Annotated in this window: 19 protein-coding genes; 5 read left to right on the top strand and 14 right to left on the bottom strand. The window is 37.9% G+C overall.

Features of this window, described 5'->3' with window-relative positions:
* Window positions 1-66 precede the first annotated feature (66 nt).
* The 13 genes from ACH3O9_RS02970 to ACH3O9_RS02910 all read right to left on the bottom strand — a co-directional run bounded on the left by ACH3O9_RS02970 (window position 67) and on the right by ACH3O9_RS02910 (window position 12,569).
* Window positions 67-1,080 (bottom strand): glycoside hydrolase family 5 protein, encoded by a 1,014-nt coding sequence (locus ACH3O9_RS02970; RefSeq protein WP_416444240.1) that lies wholly within the window; start codon window positions 1,078-1,080, stop codon window positions 67-69.
* Between the two features lie 149 nt (window positions 1,081-1,229).
* Complete coding sequence (locus ACH3O9_RS02965; RefSeq protein ID WP_416444238.1) at window positions 1,230-2,090, bottom strand: 3-keto-disaccharide hydrolase; 861 nt, start codon at window positions 2,088-2,090, stop codon at window positions 1,230-1,232.
* 20 nt (window positions 2,091-2,110) lie between these two features.
* On the bottom strand, window positions 2,111-3,652 hold the full coding sequence (locus ACH3O9_RS02960) for a TolB family protein (protein WP_416444236.1): 1,542 nt from the start codon (window positions 3,650-3,652) through the stop codon (window positions 2,111-2,113).
* Window positions 3,653-3,732: 80 nt separating this feature from the next.
* Complete coding sequence (locus ACH3O9_RS02955) at window positions 3,733-4,701, bottom strand: YitT family protein (RefSeq protein ID WP_416444234.1); 969 nt, start codon at window positions 4,699-4,701, stop codon at window positions 3,733-3,735.
* A 54-nt stretch (window positions 4,702-4,755) separates the two neighbouring features.
* Window positions 4,756-5,364 (bottom strand): bifunctional nicotinamidase/pyrazinamidase, encoded by a 609-nt coding sequence (gene pncA / locus ACH3O9_RS02950; RefSeq protein WP_416444232.1) that lies wholly within the window; start codon window positions 5,362-5,364, stop codon window positions 4,756-4,758.
* A gap of 2 nt (window positions 5,365-5,366) precedes the next feature.
* Window positions 5,367-6,773, bottom strand: coding sequence for a nicotinate phosphoribosyltransferase (locus tag ACH3O9_RS02945; RefSeq protein WP_416444230.1), 1,407 nt, complete (start codon window positions 6,771-6,773; stop codon window positions 5,367-5,369).
* 60 nt (window positions 6,774-6,833) lie between these two features.
* Entirely contained in the window at window positions 6,834-7,553 is a 720-nt protein-coding gene (locus ACH3O9_RS02940) for a metallophosphoesterase (RefSeq protein ID WP_416444228.1), read from the bottom strand.
* Window positions 7,554-7,637: 84 nt separating this feature from the next.
* Window positions 7,638-8,198 carry a thioredoxin family protein gene (locus tag ACH3O9_RS02935; protein WP_416444226.1) on the bottom strand — a complete coding sequence of 187 codons (561 nt, stop codon included), beginning with the start codon at window positions 8,196-8,198 and terminating at the stop codon, window positions 7,638-7,640.
* Between the two features lie 23 nt (window positions 8,199-8,221).
* Window positions 8,222-9,736: a 2,3-bisphosphoglycerate-independent phosphoglycerate mutase gene (gpmI, locus tag ACH3O9_RS02930; protein WP_416444224.1), complete on the bottom strand. Its 1,515-nt coding sequence runs from the start codon at window positions 9,734-9,736 to the stop codon at window positions 8,222-8,224.
* Between the two features lie 73 nt (window positions 9,737-9,809).
* Window positions 9,810-10,580 (bottom strand): M48 family metalloprotease, encoded by a 771-nt coding sequence (locus ACH3O9_RS02925; RefSeq protein WP_416444222.1) that lies wholly within the window; start codon window positions 10,578-10,580, stop codon window positions 9,810-9,812.
* Between the two features lie 33 nt (window positions 10,581-10,613).
* Window positions 10,614-11,348: a M15 family metallopeptidase gene (locus tag ACH3O9_RS02920; RefSeq protein WP_416444220.1), complete on the bottom strand. Its 735-nt coding sequence runs from the start codon at window positions 11,346-11,348 to the stop codon at window positions 10,614-10,616.
* Window positions 11,345-12,319, bottom strand: coding sequence for a GNAT family N-acetyltransferase (locus ACH3O9_RS02915; protein ID WP_416444218.1), 975 nt, complete (start codon window positions 12,317-12,319; stop codon window positions 11,345-11,347). Before ACH3O9_RS02915 ends, ACH3O9_RS02920 begins: the two co-directional genes overlap by 4 nt.
* A complete protein-coding gene (locus ACH3O9_RS02910) occupies window positions 12,282-12,569 on the bottom strand; it encodes a GNAT family N-acetyltransferase (RefSeq protein WP_416444216.1) in 288 nt (95 codons plus the stop codon). The genes ACH3O9_RS02915 and ACH3O9_RS02910 overlap by 38 nt, the downstream gene beginning before the upstream one ends.
* Before the next feature lie 74 nt (window positions 12,570-12,643).
* Between ACH3O9_RS02910 and ACH3O9_RS02905 the strand changes: the two genes are divergently transcribed.
* Window positions 12,644-13,072, top strand: a complete 429-nt coding sequence (locus ACH3O9_RS02905) for a GNAT family N-acetyltransferase (protein WP_416444214.1) — start codon at window positions 12,644-12,646, stop codon at window positions 13,070-13,072.
* A gap of 1 nt (window position 13,073) precedes the next feature.
* Here ACH3O9_RS02905 and pepE read toward each other — a convergent pair whose 3' ends face one another.
* Window positions 13,074-13,778 (bottom strand): dipeptidase PepE, encoded by a 705-nt coding sequence (pepE, locus tag ACH3O9_RS02900; RefSeq protein WP_416444213.1) that lies wholly within the window; start codon window positions 13,776-13,778, stop codon window positions 13,074-13,076.
* 122 nt (window positions 13,779-13,900) lie between these two features.
* On the opposite strand from pepE, the gene ACH3O9_RS02895 reads away from it, so the two are divergent.
* From ACH3O9_RS02895 to ACH3O9_RS02880, 4 genes are all read left to right on the top strand, one after another.
* Window positions 13,901-14,677, top strand: coding sequence for a hypothetical protein (locus ACH3O9_RS02895; RefSeq protein ID WP_416444211.1), 777 nt, complete (start codon window positions 13,901-13,903; stop codon window positions 14,675-14,677).
* 71 nt (window positions 14,678-14,748) lie between these two features.
* Window positions 14,749-15,555, top strand: a complete 807-nt coding sequence (locus ACH3O9_RS02890; RefSeq protein ID WP_416444209.1) for a hypothetical protein — start codon at window positions 14,749-14,751, stop codon at window positions 15,553-15,555.
* Between the two features lie 239 nt (window positions 15,556-15,794).
* On the top strand, window positions 15,795-16,298 hold the full coding sequence (locus ACH3O9_RS02885; protein ID WP_416444207.1) for a DUF6702 family protein: 504 nt from the start codon (window positions 15,795-15,797) through the stop codon (window positions 16,296-16,298).
* Window positions 16,299-16,364: 66 nt separating this feature from the next.
* A complete protein-coding gene (locus tag ACH3O9_RS02880; protein ID WP_416444205.1) occupies window positions 16,365-18,665 on the top strand; it encodes a M1 family metallopeptidase in 2,301 nt (766 codons plus the stop codon).
* Window positions 18,666-18,713: the final 48 nt, after the last annotated feature.

Here is an 18,713-nt window from a genome sequence, read left to right as displayed (position 1 = left end):
GTAGTTTAATGCGAAAAGGGATGAAATTTTAATATTTCATCCCTTTTTTTATACTGTTTAGTCAGGTTATTTATCGTAATTGTAACTCTGTAATTTCCTTTTAAAATATCTTCCCTGTCGTGACGGGGTATAATCCCAATCTTCATATAAGCGTGGTGCCCATTGATTATCAAAAACCCAGACCATGTATGAAATTCCGTGGTCATCTGCATATTTTGTTATTGCATCACCGTATGATTCATCGCTTATTACAGGAACATGAGCACCCACATCATCAGCCCCAGAAAAACCAATTTCTGTAAGAATTAAAGGATATTTCTCCTTAACAAAACCCCAATCGTTCTCCCATTTTTCTTGCCAGGGTTTGTCGCGTTTTTGCGGATAAGGATGGCTTACATAACCTATACCTTCCACTTCAAGTGGATTATCTCTTACAGGAGTAAGATCATACGCCCAATTAAAACCAGCCACCAGCGGAATACCTTCACCGCCATTTGCTCTTATGATGGTGATCAGTTCTGTGTTATAATCTTTCCAGAAATCCCATGTGATCGTGCCTAAAGTTTGGTTGTACGTAGTAGGTTCATTAAAGAGTTCGTAGAAAGCGACGGTTGTGTTTTTACCATAGCGAGCGGCCATTTTTCGCCAGAAATCATAGGTTGCCTTTTGTGTCGTGTCATAATTATCAGACTGGTACATTTCTGTTCTTAAATTTCCTATGCTATGCCAGTCTAGTATGACATACATTCCTAATTCACCAGCCCATTTTATACCATCATCAAGCAATTCAAAATATTCCTTATCTCCACGTTTTACCCATGCAGTAGGATGAACCGGAAATCTTACCAGATTTGCACCCCAGTTTTTCATCTCCTGAAAATAGCTTTTATCCCAATGTCCCTGAGCTTCTAATTTATCAGGATCACTCGTGTTTAAACCTCTAAAAACAATTGTGTCTCCACTGGGTTTTACAAAACTATTGCCTTTTACCTGTATTCTGTCTAATGTGTTTTGTGCTGATAGAAAACCAGCTAGCAAAATTAAAATTGTAGTTACAAAACTGTATTTCTTTATTTTCATTTGATTTTATAATTAAAATAATGGGTTAACGCCATGCTGAACTGCTTTCAGAATCTTATGAGTTTTTGCAATGCAGCAACACCGTTTAAGACCCTAAAATAAATTCAGGATGACGAGATTATATAAGTTTTCCTTTTCAATTTTCCTTTTTAAAATTCCTTTGGAAAATTATCAATTGATCTAATTTTAATATTTCTGTAATAGATTTCGGCTCCTTCTGTCTGCAGTTGAATTTTGCCCTTTTTAAGCGGTTTTTCCACCCCATCAAGCACTAATTGAGAATTCTCAAGTATCATTGTTACAACGCCGTTTACAACATGTGCGCTCTTATCACCGTAACAATATAAGTCTAAAGTATTCCATTCGCCGGAAGGTTTTTCGCCATTAGGTCCTTTTTTTACATTTCTGCCTAATTTGGCTTGGTAGCCAAAGTTTCTCAATTTACCTTCAGGATTGTATCGATACAAACTGTCGTTCACTTTTTCAGTATGAATATCCATCTGCCCGCCGGCAACTCCCCAATAATCCCCGCAATCACCTTCCTGAATTTGAAATTCCTGTGAGCGCAGCCAGAAACCTGATTCAACACCCTGCTCGCCGTTGCCGTGATATAGAATTCCGCTGTCGCGCGGACTATTCAACTTTGGGGCATATTTCTCCTTTCCCCATTTAAACTGCAATTGCAAATGGTAGTTCTCATATTCAGCAACAGTAGATATTCCGCCAAAAACTTCTCCCGATAATCTTAAAGCCGGTTCTCCATCAATTTCCACAATAGTGAAAACTCCTAGCGGATCATTATTTAGACCAAAGGGTTTATAGTCGGCTGCCTGTGTTTGTTGCCAAAGATCTTTGCCCTCCTCATTGGGCATTCCCAGCCAGGTATCCCAACCGGTAAGGTCTTTCCCGTTAAACAGAATTTCCCAATCTGCAGATTGATTCTCAACTTTATGAAAATTAGGAAAGCCTGAAGTCAAAAATATTAGCGCTAAAATGACCGATTTTATCATATAAAAGGAAGGTTTTAGAATCAGTTTCCTAAATCGCTATTGGTGACAAAAGCGATGTGCTTGCTATCTTTTGACCAGCTGGGAACATTTATAGTACCTTGACCGCCATAAATATAGCCAATCACTTTAGGGTCGCCGCCGTCTGCCGGCATGAGCCGCAGTAAGCAGTGCTTATAAAAAGGATGATCGCTAAACGGAATATCAGGAGGGAAAGAGATAAAAACGATCCATTTACCATCTGGAGAAATATGAGGAAACCAGTCTTTATAGTTTTCGTCATTTGTTAAGCGTTCGGGATTGCTTCCATCTGCGTTCATACGCCAAAGCTGCATGGTGCCTGTACGGTTAGAATTAAAATATATGTATTTTCCGTCAGGAGAATATTCTGAGCCATCGTCAAGATCTTTTGTGTCTGTGAGCTGCACTTCATTGCCGCTGTCCAGATCAATGGCATAAATATCAAACTTGTCTTTGCGATTAGCAGTAAAAATAATGCGCTTGTTGTCTGGCGAAATGCTATGAAGATAAGAGTTGCCTACACCATCTTTAGTGATTTTTTTAGGTATAGAATCACCTTTAGGATTCATTAAATATATAGAAGAATTACCATTATCATCCTGATTATGATTGCTTATGCCTAAAATGCTTTCATCAAATGAGAAAACATGATCGTTATTATTGTTTATGGCAAAACCGGTATTGATCTGTTTAACCTCGCCAGTTTCAAAATTATAGCGATACATAAAACCATTAGAATTATAAACCAATTCTTTATCGTTATTTACCCAATTAGGCGCCTGAATGGAGTGCGCAGAATGGAACAGCACTTTTCTGTAGCCTGTTTCTACATCCATAATTTCCATATTGCTGCCTATATAATCGCGATACGGCTGAAAATCTGGATCTGCTGGTTTAATTATTCTCACATTGTGAAACTGGGCTTTTTCTAAAACATCAGCGTTGTGCGAACAAACAAAAAGACCTACAAAAACTTCATTGCGTAGATCTACATCGTTTAATTCTACCGTCGTAAAAGGCTTGCCAAATTTGGCTGTAGACATATAATAAGTGCCAGCCCTGCGTTCTAACTGTACCACATCTGGCAGAGAATCTGTTGAGGTGATCTGTTCTGTTTCTCCGCTATTGGTCTTGCGATATTGTAAGGAAGTTAGACCGTCACCATGGACGGTGGCATTTACCTGTGGCGAATTTGAACTTAAATTATTACGAATGATCCAGCCTATCTTACGATGAGGATCTGTACCCTCACCCACAAAATTGAGCTGAGCCCGCAAAATAAAATCTCCCTGTATAGATTTATATAAAAACTGAAACTGATCATTCTCACCCCACATATTTATACCTGAACCGGTAAGTGTGTATTCCTGCTTTTCAGGATCGTAAGAAACAGAACCTTCTTTAGCAGGATCGCCTACGTTAGTTTGATTTTCAAATATGCCGTATTGTGTATTGTATGTGTTCATGGTTTGAGATTGCACCGCGTAGCAATGTAACAGCACAAAGAGAACAAGCGCTGCAGTTATAACGTTGTAGTTTTTCATAAAGTTGGTTTTGATAGTACCTTAAAAATAGAGCTTTTTAAAAAAACGTTATAATGAAATATTGTACTTCTTTAGTCTTATTATTTCAAAGGTCTCTTTTTTATCATCCCGCCTTTTGCATCTTTTATACTCTGCATAATGATAAAAGCATTTTTGTCTATTCGCTCAACTTCCGTTTGTAGTTTAGAAAGTTCGAGGCGCGTAATAAGTGTGTAAATAATATGCGTGTCTTTTAAAGCCTGCCCTTTTTTGGCAAACCCTCTTTTTCCATTATAGATGGTACAGCCACGGCCCAGTTTTTCTATAATTGCCAATCTTATTTCTTCGTTATTTTCAGAAATGATAGTTACACCTATATATTCTTCAATACCAGAAACTACAAAATCAACCGTTTTAGAAGCCGCCAAGTAGGTTAAGATGGCGTAAAGTGCGATTTCTACAGAGAAAACATACGCACCAACACTAAAAATCATCACGTTAAAAAGGAGGATGATATCTCCTATTGTAATTGAGGTTTTTCTACTAATGTAAACCGCCAAAACTTCTGTACCATCAAGTACTGCGCCCCCACGTATGGCCAGACCTATTCCCAGACCCAGAAAGAAACCGCCAAAACCTGCGATGAGTAATTTATCATCTGTAATCATGGGGAACTCAATAAAATGCAAACCTATGGCCAGAATTGCAATTGCTAAGAAACTGCGTAGGGCAAAAGACTTGCCTATGGTAGAGTAGGCGAGTATTAAAAAAGGAATATTGATAAGAACAATTAAAAGAGAAAATGATATTCCAGAAATTTCTGCAGCTATAAGCGAAATTCCTGTCACGCCGCCGTCAATAAAAGAGTTGGGTAATAAAAATCCTCTTAAGCCTAATCCTGCCGAAACTATTCCTAACCCAATAAAGAGCAGATCGCGCAGTAAGTGTTTAGCAACCACACTTGTATCTTTCACTTCACGTGAAAAATTGCGAGCAGGAGTTGTTACTTTTTGTTGCTTTAATCGCCTCTTAGTGGCTTCAATTAATATTTGCTGAAAAATAGAATTCATGCTAAAGGGCTTAATTTGTATTTGTTTAATATAAGCTTTTAGCCAGTATAATTCTTATAGTAAATCTGAAGATTCAACGATCTTTCCTCCCTTTTCTTCTATTATATTTTTTGCCTTTACAAATTCTGAACCATCAAGAGACCGCGTTGCATCTTCTATTAAATAGGCTGTAAAACCTTCTTCCAGAGCATCAATAACGCTGTAAAAGACACAAAAATCGCCCGCCAGACCACAAAAATAGAGTTGATCTGCTCCTTTTTCTTTCAAATATTCATATAAGCCGGTAGATTTTAAATGGGCGTTATCGTAGAAACCGCTGTAGCTATCAATTTTGGGATTTGTTCCTTTCTGAATTATATTCTCAATTCTATCTGTTTTAAGATCGGGATGCAATTCTGCCCCTGTGCTGTTTTGTACACAATGCACGGGCCATAAAACCTGATCTTCACCATTGAGTTCTATAATGTCAAATTCCTTACCGTCTGGCTGGTTTACTGCAAAACTCGCATGATTTTCAGGATGCCAGTCTTGCGTGGCAACCACAAGATTAAATTTTTCCTGAAGTTGATTAATTAACTCAATGATTTCATCACCATTGGGAACGGCTAATGCACCACCCGGGATAAAATCATTTTGTACGTCAATGATGATAAGTGCTTTCATAGCTAAACAGTTTTATGGAGTTCAATTAATCTATCGCGTTCATTTTTAAGGTTGCTGCTAATTCCCACTTTATAAATGTGCGGGTTATCAAAGCGTTTGTATTCTAAAGGTAATTTTTCTAATCGTTCACGGCTAAAGTCAGCTATTTCTTTTAGACTTCTTTTCTTAATAAGAATCTCACCATTTTCCATTACTTTTTGAAGCAGAGGCTCCTGATTAAGCGGTGATACATGTAGCTTTTTAAAAGGCTCATAAGGGTGATGCATGATATCAACTTTTGTTTCATCTACCATCGCTATCGCATCTGCACCAATAAGATTACCGGTGTCATCATATATTCTGAAAACCTGTTTTTGATGCGGTAAAGTGGTTTTTATAAGACTGTCTGATATTTTTATACGTGGTTTTCCTTTAAAGAAAGTCAATTTATAAACTCCGTCAAGAGCTGCATCTGGTTTGCCAATCACAAGATTTGTTCCCACACCAAAAATATCAATAGGCGCATTTTGATCCTGTAAACTTTTAATAACATATTCATCTAATTGATTAGACACAGCAATTTTTACATAATCAAGTCCTGCATCATCAAGCTGTTTCCGACTTCTTTTAGCCAAATATGCAAGATCCCCGCTGTCTAATCTTATTGCGAGCAATTTTTGCCCTTTTTCTTCCATTTCTTTAGCAACAGTAATTGCATTGGGAATTCCACTTTTTAAAGTGTCATAAGTATCTACAAGAAAAACACAGTTTTTTGGTCTTCCGGAAGCAAAATCTCTAAAAGCAGTGAGCTCGTCATCATAACTTTGCACAAATGAGTGCGCCATCGTTCCCGAAATAGGTATGCCAAAATCTCTACCGGTAATTACATTACTTGAGCCATTAAAACCACCTATCATCGCAGCTTTAGTAGCCAGATAGCCACCGGGTCCCTGAGCGCGACGTAAACCAAAATCAAGTAAAACCTTATCGCCGGCTGTAAGTCGCATTCTGCTGGCCTTTGTAGCAATTAAGGTTTGAAAGTTGAGCAGGTTTAGCAAAATAGTCTCGATTATCTGGGCTTCAATAATATTAGCCTTTACCTGTAAAATAGGAGCTGTCTGGAAAATAATTTCACCTTCCTGAACCGAATAGATCGTTCCATTAAATTTAAAATTAGACAGGTATTCTAAAAAATCATCATCAAAATCTTTATTCTTAAGATAATCAATATCTTCTTTACTAAAGGTGAGATCCTTTAAGATTTCAAGTAGATCTTCTAAACCGGCGAGAATCGCATAACCACCTTTATAGGGTAATTTTCTAAAGAAATAATCAAATACAGCTACTTCCTCATGATGCCCTTGCTGAAAATAAACCTGAGCCATGCTAAGTTGATATTGATCTGTATATGTGCCGGTGAAGTTGAACATTGATCTGTGTTTGATACCCTTTATTAGGTGTTAGTTTAGTTATAAATTTAAAGCAAATCGCTAAATATGATATTCTACCATTTCGGCCTTGGGGCCAAAGCGAATAGGAATATTACTCGTACCCACGCCTTTTGAAACATACATAATTGGTTCTGCGTCTTTGTACCAGCCTTTTAAGTATTTGCCGCTACCGCGAGGGCGAATGGGCGCGTAACCAAAGAAATTTATTTGTCCGCCATGCGTGTGACCAGAAAGCACTAGATCTATCTTTAGGTCTTTACCTTCTGTCTCTATAATGTCGCGATGTTGCGGGCAATGTGTAAGTGCAATTACAGTCTCACCGGGTTTAATATTTGCCGTAGCCCTGTAAAAATCGGCTTTTCCCATATTAAAATCGTCGATTCCTATTACGGTAACGGTTTTATTGTTTACTGTGATATTTTGATTTTCGTTGATTAAGAGCTTGCAATTATGTGCGGCATAGATTTCTTTCAATTCAGTAAAATCAATATTACCCTTATGTTCCCAATTGCCTAATATTGCAAATTTCTGAATAGGTTTATCTATCATATTTAGAAATTGATAGAGTAGGGGCAGGTTAGCCGGTTTTTCAACAGAATCACCCGTTATTACCAATAAATCGGGCGATTTTTGATTAATTTTAGCGGTTATTTCAGAATGTATGGAGGCAATATTGCGTATATGAAGATCAGACAGGTGAATGATCTTCAGTTTGTCATCATTCCCATTTGAGAGGTCAAAAAAATTCCATTCTACCATTTCTGCTTCCTATAAAAAATCCTGTGACTATAAACAGAAATTTACGTTATGGCCACAGGATATTAAGTTATTCAACTGAATTTTTTATTCGGCGTAAGAGTGCTTATATGGCTCTCCTTTTAGAATTTTCAGCATATCTTTTTCAAGACTTTCAACAGGATATTCTACAATGCGCCCTAACTCTTTATCGTCTTTAGTGAAAATAAAAGTAGGGACGTTAGTGATATTCTTTCCTTTTTCTAAGCCTAACGGAGTTACTTTATCACGTGTTACCGCTATAAGCGAAAGATTCTCAAAGTTCATTTCTGCCTGATCCATAATTTTATAAAAGGCAGGAACTTCACGCTGACTATCACCGCACCAGGTACCCATAAAAGTTGTGATCTTCACATCTTCAAGAAGGCTGTCTATCTCTTTAAGACGCGTGCTGTCTATGTCATAATCTTTATAAGTCTCAATAAACCAGTCTTTATAAGGTTTTTTCTCGAGCTGTAAACGACTTATTTTGCCTACCAGCATATCTTCCTGCACGCTTTCTGCAACAGGTTCATTTTGAGCGAGTGATTTATCTTTATTATCATTCGTCTTACAGCTTATTGCAAGACTGCTCACAAGAACTGCGAATATTAAAATTGTTCTTTTCATAGGTTAAGGGTTGGTTTTTAGGCTTAAACCAGCGATTCCTGATCCATCACGGCTGGTTTTTCTATGCCTATCATTTTAAGGATCGTGGGGGCTACATTACCCAGTATACCATCTTTTACGTTCTGGATATCTGGGTCTACTACGATCACAGGAACAGGATTTGTAGTGTGTGCGGTATTAGGAGAACCATCAGGATTTTTCATCGTCTCACAGTTACCGTGATCTGCAATTACAATCGTGCTATAACCATGCTCAAGACCGGTTGTAATAACAGCATTTGCACATTCATCAACGGTTTCACAAGCTTTAATGGCAGCTTCTATAATTCCTGTGTGACCTACCATATCTGGGTTAGCAAAATTTAAACAAACAAAATCTGCTTCTTCCTTTTTAAGTTGCTCGATGATCTTATCACGCACTTCATAAGCGCTCATTTCTGGCTGAAGGTCATAAGTGGCGACTTTAGGAGAAGATGCCATTATGCGGCTCTCACCTTCAAAAGGAATCTCCTGCCCACCCGAAAAGAAGAAAGTAACATGAGGATATTTTTCAGTTTCAGCGATGCGAATTTGTTTTTTGCCCGCTTTAGAAACAACTTCGCCCAGTGTATTTACCAGATTGTCTTTGTCGTAAACAATATGTACATTTTTAAATGTTTGATCATAATTTGTCATGGTGACATAATACAGATCAAGCTTTTTAGTTTCCTGCTCGGGAAAATCTACCTGAGAAAGCATTTCTGTTAGTTCGCGACCGCGATCTGTTCTAAAGTTGAAGAATATAACCACGTCGCCATCTTTAACTGTTGCCACCGGCTTATCAGCTTCGGTAACAATGATTGGCTTTAAGAACTCATCTGTAACGCCTTCATCATAACTTTTTTGTAGAGATGCTGCCGGGTCTGTGGTTGCAGTTCCTTTGCCTTTTACGATCGCATCGTATGCAAGACTTACGCGTTCCCAGCGTTTATCACGATCCATCGCGTAATAGCGACCTACCAACGAAGCGAGTTTAGCTCCTTTATCTTTCGCGTATGCGGTAATATCTTCTACAAAACCTTTACCTGATTGTGGGTCAACATCGCGACCGTCTGTAAATGCATGTAAAAAAACGTCTTTTACATCTGCGTCTTTTGCAGCTTTAATAAGACCTTTTGCATGTGTAATATGAGAATGCACACCACCGTCTGATAACAGGCCTAGCAAATGAATGGGTTTATTGTTTTCTTTCGCATAAGCGAAAGCTGCTTTAAGAGCATCTGTATCTTTAAGTGTATCTTCCTGAATAGCTTTATTGATCTTTGCCAGATTTTGATAAACGATGCGTCCTGCACCCAGATTCATGTGACCCACTTCACTATTCCCCATCTGGCCTTCTGGAAGGCCTACATTGCCACCGTGGGTAAGCAATTGCGCATGTGGATATTTCTCGTATAGCGAATCAATAAATGGTGTGTTTGCAAGATCTACAGCAGAAACTGTTTTGTCTGGAGCAAAACCCCAGCCATCTAAGATCATTAAGATTACTTTTTTATTCATAATGTTAGCTTATGTGGTAAAGATAAAAACAAAATTCCGCCGAAGCGGAATCAAAATATGCTTTAAGTATGTTTTAACCTCCATATTTAATTATAGCCTCTTTTATTTTCTCGATCCTGTTTTCTGGATCGGGATGTGTACTTTGAAATTCTGGTACACGATTAGGACCTGCAGAGGCTTTTAGAATTTTCATCACTTCTATCATCTGGTTAGGATCGTAACCGGCTTTTATCATAAAGCGTACACCAAGATCATCACTTTCTAACTCGTCATCGCGCCCGTTACCTAAAAGTATATTTTGACCAATAGCGCCAGCTTCTCTACCGGCGCCTACACCTACTTCTGCGCCCATAGATATTGTGCTCCATAAATTGCTGTTCTCAATACGCTCTGCAGAATGTTTACCAAGTACGTGGCCTATCTCGTGTCCTAAAACTCCCGCTACCTGATCTTCATTTTCTAACCTGGAAAGCAGAGCATAGGTTATAAATATTTGTCCGCCGGGTAGGGCGAAAGCATTTATAGTTTCAGGATCCTGTAGTAAATGGAATTCGTATTTGTAAGGTGTCTCTCTTGCTACACTATGGTCTATTAACTTCTGGCCAACCTGATCTACAAAAGCCTGTAATTGCTGGTCTGGGTGTAAACCACCGTGTTGTTGTGCCATTGACGGTGCGTTTTGTAAACCAATTGCGATCTCCTCTTCCGGAGTCATAGATATGGCTTGTACGCGCCCTGTGTATGGATTTTCCTGTCTGTTGCCGCAGTAGCGTACAACACCAAATCCTATGATGAGAATACCTATTATAAGTTTAAGCTTTGTACTTCTGCCGCCTAGTCGCATAATAACTTGATTAGGTATCTAAATTAATTAAAATTAACTCAGAAGATCAGGATTTATATCTAGGACGTTGTTTTGACGATAAAGTGTTATAAACTCTGGAGTAAATGCTTTACTGCCTAAAAGTTGTTGTTCTTGAAGTACCTCTTTAATATCTAGTTTTTTATACTGCTCGAGATAATTTTGAGACAGCGGCTTATAGCTAAAATGCCATGGTTCATAATTAAATCCCTGGCGCAGGGGTAAATCGGTATAAACCAGGTAAAAATCGAACTCATTTGCATGTTTATCGAGCCATTCTTTTAATTTGCAAAAGGGACCATTACCATGAAACTTAGAAGGGACTAACACATCGCCAGAGGTTTTGCCATTGGCGTCTATGATATCAAGATCTGTACCCCAATGGTGTCTTGAGGTTCCCGGGATAGTGCTATACTCAATTATTTTTGCAATAGCATCTTCGGGTGAAAGACCTTTGTTTGTATAGGCGCGATATTTGCGCTCCCAGATGCGATTTTGATGGTTATAATCCCGATAACTGGAAACCACCTGAATGTCGATATTTTCTTTCGCGGCAGCGGCCTTCATTTTATCAAATGCCTTTGCTGCTTCGGGGCGCAGGCGATAGCCCTCTTTTTCTATAAGATCAGGATTGCCTTTACCTATCAATTCTGCTTCTGATATCATATTCTGACTAAAACTTAAACCAGGCAAGAGTGTTGCTGCAGTCGTGGCAATAGCTGTGGTAGTTATAAAAGTTCTGCGTTTCATCGTAGCTTTTTATGCATGAGATAATGCGTGCCTATAGGTTCTACTTCAAAAGGTTTACCCATTATTTCATAATCCAGATTGGTGTAGAAAGAGACTGCGACTTCTCTTGCGTTGAGCCATATAGTATATACTCTTTTAGCGTTGAGTAATTTCTCACCTTCATCAACTAATAGTTCACCCAGGCCTTTATTTTGAAATTCAGGCAAAACAGCCATTCCGCGCAGTTGATATTGAGTACCGCTAAAGTAATTGTGGTCTTTTTTTAGTAAGCTTACAACGCCCACAGGATGATCAAGATGATAGAGCCCCAGATGTATTGTATCCTGATTTTCATCTCCTTCAAAATGACAATCTTCTAACGGTCTGCCCTGGCGCAAAACGGGATGGCGTACAGACCAGGTTTCTTTTCCTGAAATTTGCCTTATTGCATAATCTTTATTAAAAAGGCTGTATTGAAAGGCGTTTTTGCCATCATAAAGGAAGGTTTTTATGTATTTAAACCCGATTTTTTGAAGCACCTTATGCGAGGCAGAATTATCTACATGCGCATGTGCTACCAGCGAAGCGAGTTTTAAGTCTTGAAATGCGTATTGTACACAGGCTTTTGCTGCTTCTGTAGCATAACCATAACGCCAATATTTCTTTTTTAAACGATAGCCCAGATCTACAACTCGCTCCAGCGGATGGTATTTTAAGCCGCACCAGCCTAAAAAAGCATCATCTTCTTTTCTAATCACAGCCCATCTGCCCATGCCGGGTTTTTCATAAGCAGTATAATTACTTACAAAATGCAAAGCATCTGCTACAGAATCAAAAGGCTCATCACCGGTATATTGCAGAACTTCATTATCATTATTAAGCTCGTAAAGATCTGCGGCATCTTCTGCCGTAAACTGCCTTAAATAAAGTCTTTCTGTGGTAATTATAGATTGCTCAGGCACGTACGTCGTTGTATTCAGAGTGTCTGTCAAATTGAACTTCGGCAAAGGGGCAAAGCGGCTCAATTTTAAGGCTGTTCTCTCTTGCATAATCTACAGAGTGAGCGACCAGTTTACTTGCAAAACCTTTTCCTTCTTCAGGGATCTTAGTTTCTGTGTGGTCTATAATAAGTGTGTGTTTGTCTTTAATAGAATAAGTAAGTTCTGAAATGATCCCAGAGTCACCTTCTATAAAAAAGACACCACGCCTGTCGTTTTGTTTATGTTCAATATTTAAATCCATTACTTTTGTCTGCCTTTTAATCCTGTAAGAGGGTTCAATTCTCTAAAGGTTCTTGATTTAAAAATAAATAAAATATGACCAACCTGAACATCAAACGCTTATTTAAAGAAGATATTAACACCTTTCAGCCATTAATAAAAGCATTGATGAATAACAATATTGAAGATGAGGTACTTCGAGAGCGTTTACACGAAATGTTTAAGCAGAATTATGAATGTTATGGTATTCATTGGAATGATAAATTAGTAGGTGTTTTTGGTCTTTGGTTTGCCATACGTCACTACGCCGGTAAGACCTGTGAGGCAGATCATGTTTATATAGATGATAATTATCGCAACAAAGGGATAGGTAAAGAGGTTTTTGCCTGGATATTTGAATATGCAAAAAGTAAAGGCTGTGAAACTTCAGAACTAAATAGCTATGTAAGTAATTATCCCAGTCATAAGTTTTATATGAACCAGGGCTATGATATTTTAGGTTACCATTTTCTAAAGAAACTTTAGGCTAGTCAAATACAATCTGTTCACCGGCCTCTAACTCCCAGGTTTTCTTTCCAGATTCAAAAATGCGTGCGTCCAGATCACCTTTTAAAAAGCAATTGTCGCCCTTAACTTCGATCCAGCTGCCTTCGCGTAATCCTATAACCGGGATATTATTGAATCTATGAAATTCACTAATTCTGGTTTCCCGCGTTTCACCCATGTGCGTATCACCTTCAAGCGGATCTACATAATGAGGATTTATATTGAAGGGAACCAACCCAAGCGTTTTAAAGCTGGGTGGGTAAATAATAGGCATGTCGTTAGTATTCTGCATGGTGAGACCGCCTATGTTTGTTCCCGCACTTGTACCTAAATACGGTGTCCCGGAAAAAAGTACTTTACGCAAAACCGGCATTAATTCTAATTTATAAAGTGTATTTACTAATAAAAAGGTGTTGCCCCCGCCGGTGAAGATTGCCTGAGCTTCTTTTATTGCCTTTTTAGGATCTTCAAATTCATGAATCCCTCGTACTTCAATATCAAGAGTATTAAAAGCTTCCTGTACACGGCTTGTATAGTCGTCATTACTTATTCCGCCAGGACGCGCGTAGGGTATAAAAAGCAAACGTTCTACATTTAAAAAATGCTTATCGAGATATGGTAAGAGATAACCTAGATATGAATCTCCATAAATTGTTGAGGTACTTGCGAGTATTAAGTTTTTCAAAGAATAGGTTTTTTAGCTGGAACAACAAATATAATGGTCATTTAACAAAAATTTACACGCTGGCACCGAGTAAATTTGAAAATCTTGTTGTTACTTAAATGAGGTAATCAATTTTTTCTGTTATGAAACTTTTATACAAGGTTCTTTTTCTTTTTTTATGTACCTCTGTCGCTTTGGCTCAAAACTCTGCCAGAGTGATGATAGAAGGGCAGTTAATTGTACCTAAAGGCGGCGATCCTGAAGGTATAGTTATTTACAATACAACTTCAGAAAAGGGAACAATAACAGATAGAACTGGTGTTTTTACTTTGGCTGTAGCCAATCAGGATGAGATCTTAGTTCAATCTTTACAATTTACTCCCGTCACTGTAAAAGTGAATCGTGGCATATTAAATTCTAAGAAAATGACGATCTCATTACGAGAAACAGTAACACCCTTAGAAGAAATAGTGGTTAGTCCATATGATCTCACAGGAGATATTGTGGCAGATGTGAACCGGGTTAGTGTTAATGAAGGTGCGCCTAATATAAATTTTGCAGCTGTAAATATGTTAGATGGTACATATGATTCTATGAGCGCTCCAGAAAATGTCGCATTAGATGATGCCACCTGGAAATACGGTCTCAACTTTGTAAATATCTTCAAAGCTTTATATAACAAAAGAGAAAAAGATAGCAATACGTTTAAGATAACTGCAGAAGATGAACTTGCAAAGATGTATGACAACGCTTTCTTTAAGCAAAATCTTGATATTAAAGAAGAGAATATTGGCGACTTTCTGGACTACGCTGCAAATAACGGACTCAATAAGGAGATGCTTGAGCAGGGTAATGAATTAAATCTTATTCAATTTTTACTGAACAAAAGAGAAGCCTACAAGGCTGAGGTAAAAAATTAATCTTGCAACGGCTAAAATCTTTTGGCGTCTTTAATTTTTAGCAACTTACTTTTACAAAAAAAAACGCCGCCTTGGTAAAGCTGAAAATACCGTCTTTAACACTTTTATGTCTTTGTTTTTTGTGCCTGTTCTCTTCCGGAAGTTTACAAGCGCAGGAGACGGTTATGTTGCAGGGTAAAGTGCTTAATGATTCTATTGAAACGTCTTACCTCCATATTGTAAACCTTACAATGCGTAAAGGGACGATAACTAATGATGGTGGTAGTTTTAGTATTCCCGTGCGTATTAATGATACACTTTATATATCTGCAATACAATTTCAACACAAAGAAATAGTAATATCTCCAAAGATTTTTGAGAAGGGACAAATCACGTTCTATTTAGACGAAGAAATAAGTGAGCTGGAAGAGATTAACATTAGTGATATAGATCTTTCCGGAAGGTTGGGCAGTGATATGAATGTGCCAAAATTAGAAAAACCGTTTGATCCTGCTGCTGCCGGCTTGCCAGTATATAAAGGTAAAACCCTCACAGACGAAGAGAAAAAGTTATACACGGCGACGCATACTGGCGGGGGCATAGTTCCTGTAGATCCCATTGTAAACTGGATTTCTGGCAGAACAAAAATGCTCAAGCGCAGAGTTGCCATTTCTAATATGGAAATACGTGTGCAGAAAGCCAGAAATAAAGTTCTTGATAGTGTTTACATAACAACACTGAATATTCCGGCTAATCTCATTGATGATTTTAGTCATTATGTCTACGAAAACAACAATAGTACACTTGCCGTAGCGTCTAAAGATGATCCTTTAGCATTGATGGAATTACTGCTGGCAAAAGCCCCTGAATACAGAAAATTTAAGGAGCTGAATGAATAAATATTCCGGTTTTTGAGGCAGTAGCAGCGATACTAGAGCATAAAAAACCGCTTTTTATGAGAGGAAATCGTGCTAAAACACTAAAAAATAGGCTGTATTTTAAAGGAATAATCATTTTAGGAGGTTCAATATTTCGAAATTGAGATTCTTTTTTGGAATAATCTTTGGTCAACAGCAAGTATATTTGCTTTACAGAAAGCAAAAGATTAATTCTTACCCCATAATTTTAGCTTACCTCTATGAAAAAGTTTTGGTTAATCTTACTAATCGCTTTGCCATTAGTAATTTCTACAGCATGCCATAAATATTACTTTAGTGTTACTCAGGTAGATTATGATTCTAAATCACAATCCCTTCAAATAGTTACCCGCATATTTTATGATGATCTTCAGCGTGCACTTCAGGAAAGATATGATCCTGAAATTGAGGTTGATGAGACCTATGATCAGGATAAATTAAATCAGTTTATCAAGAGGTATATTTCGCAGAAATTCTTTGTAAAAATAAACGGTGAAGAGCAAGAGATCAATTACCTGGGGCATGAAGATGATAACGACTATGTAGTGTGTTACATTGAGGTGAAAAACGTTCACGATATAAGTTCAGTCTCTATAGAAAATACACTGCTAATGGATGTTTTTCCTGACCAGAAGAATGTCGTACACATTCATGTGGGCGATAATAAAAAAAGCTTTCTTCTGATATCAGGAAATGATAAAGCCGTGTTAAATTTTGCTAATTAATTCTTATAATTTTCCCATTTATATACTTTTAACCAATTCTCTATTTTTAAATAATAACAGTACAATATGAAAAACCTGAAGTTTTCACTCCTAACCTTCATTTTTCTTTTTGCAGCAGTAGGATTTGCGCAGGAAGAAGTTCAGAAGGAACAGAGTACCCCCCCTCACACAAATACCAATAAATTTAGGCAACTCTATCAGGAGTTTGCAACTCCTAATACCTACAGAACCGCTTCTGGTGCGCCGGGTAAAGATTATTATCAAAACAGAGCCAATTATGAGATACAAATTGAGCTTAATGATAATAATCAGACCATAACAGGGTCAGAAAAAATTACATATATCAACAACTCTCCAGATGATCTTGAATATTTATGGGTTCAGCTTGATCAAAATGTGCGTAAAAAAGACACGCCCGCTAAACAAAGAGACGGTGACGGTATGACTCCCGTAAATCGTCCTGAAGGTTTTGTTGCGCAGTATATGACAGAGCCTTTTGATGGCGGTTTTAATATTCATGAAGTAAAAGCAGACGGTAAGGATCTTAAGTACAAGATCAATTACACAATGATGCGTGTTGATTTACCGGAACCATTAAAAGCAGGTGAAGAATTTGAATTCTCTGTAAAATGGGATTACAATATCGTAGATCACACAGTAGATCGCGCACGTTCTGGTTATGAGAGTTTTCCTGACGGAAACAAGAATTACATCATAGCACAGTTCTTCCCAAGAATGTGTGTATATAATGATGTAGAAGGATGGCAAAACTATCAGTTCTGGGGCAGTGGCGAGTTTGCTTTGCCTTTTGGTGACTACGACGTTGAGATCACAGTACCTGCAGATCACTTGTTAAACGGTACAGGAGAGATCGTAAACAGAAAAGACGTTTTTTCTAAAGAAATGATGCGTCGTTGGGAGCAGGCTAAAAAGTCTTATGACAAGCCAGTTCTAATAGTAACTCAGGCTGAAGCTGAAGCTACAGAAAAAGGATTTAGCAAAGACAAAAAGACCTGGAAGTTACACGCAGAGAATGTACGTGATTTTGCATTTACCACTTCACGTAAATATATTATGGATGCACAGGCGGTTAAATTCCCTACGCATGATGTAATGGCTATTTCTATATATCCTAAAGAAGGTAATCCACTTTGGGAAGAGTATTCTACTAAAGCTGTTGTACAGACTTTAAAATCATACTCACGTATGACTTTTGATTATCCTTATCCTAAAGCAATATCTGTACATGCTAAGCAACAAGGTATGGAGTACCCTATGATATGCTGGAACTATGGTCGTCCTAATCCTGACGGTACTTATAGCGATCGTGTTAAGTTTGGTATGATAAGCGTTATTATACATGAAGTAGGTCACAACTTCTTCCCAATGATCGTAAACAGTGATGAGCGCCAGTGGGGATGGATGGATGAAGGTATCAATACTTTTGTGCAGTATGTAGCAGAGCAGGATTTTGGTGAAAACTATCCTGAAGCGATAGCTCCTAATACAAAATATCCTTCAAGAAGAGGAGAGCCTTCTAAGATCGTTGATTACATGAAAGGTAATCAGGATTATATCACGCCTATCATGTCAAACCCTGAGAATGTTTACCAGTTGGGTAACAACGCGTATGGTAAACCTGCAACTGCTCTTAATATCTTAAGAGAGACTGTAATGGGAAGAGATCTTTTTGATTATTCTTTTAAAACTTACGCACATCGATGGATGTTTAAACATCCTACACCAGAAGATTTCTTCCGCACTATGGAAGATGCTTCGGCTTTAGACCTTGACTGGTACTGGAGAGGCTGGTTCTATACTACAGAAAACGTAGATGTAGGTGTGAAAGAAGTTAAGTCATACTACGTGACAAGTACACCTACAGAAGAAGGAAAAGCATTGCTTAGTCGTTATGGCGCAAGTCCTGATGCTATAAACGGTATATACGTGGTAGAAGAAGGTGGTGAGGGTTATGATCCTTCTATGAAAGACAAATCTGTTTTAGAAAATGCCCCTAATCTTCAGGAATTCTTAATGGATAATTTTACTCCGGAAGAACGTGCAAAATTAAAAGCGCCTAAGCATTTCTATGCTGTTGTTTTTGAAAAACCGGGAGGTATACCAATGCCTCTAATTGTTGAGTACACTTACTCAGATGGTACAACAGAGAAAGTTACATATCCTGTACAAGTTTGGAGAAAGAACGATGCAGAGGTAAGCAAAGTTATCGCTACAGATAAAGAGATCGTTAAGGTAACTGTAGATCCAGATCTTGAGACTGCAGATGTTGATCTAAGCAATAACAGCTGGCCTAAACAGGAAGAAACTAATAAATTCAATCAGTTTAAGGAAAACCTGAATAATTAGAACGTTAATTCATGTATAAAAAGCCGGTGATATTTCACCGGCTTTTCT

Origin of the sequence: Leeuwenhoekiella sp. A16, from assembly GCF_047946675.1 — a bacterium.
Lineage (GTDB): Bacteria > Bacteroidota > Bacteroidia > Flavobacteriales > Flavobacteriaceae > Leeuwenhoekiella.
This window is presented reverse-complemented; position numbering and strand designations above follow the sequence as displayed.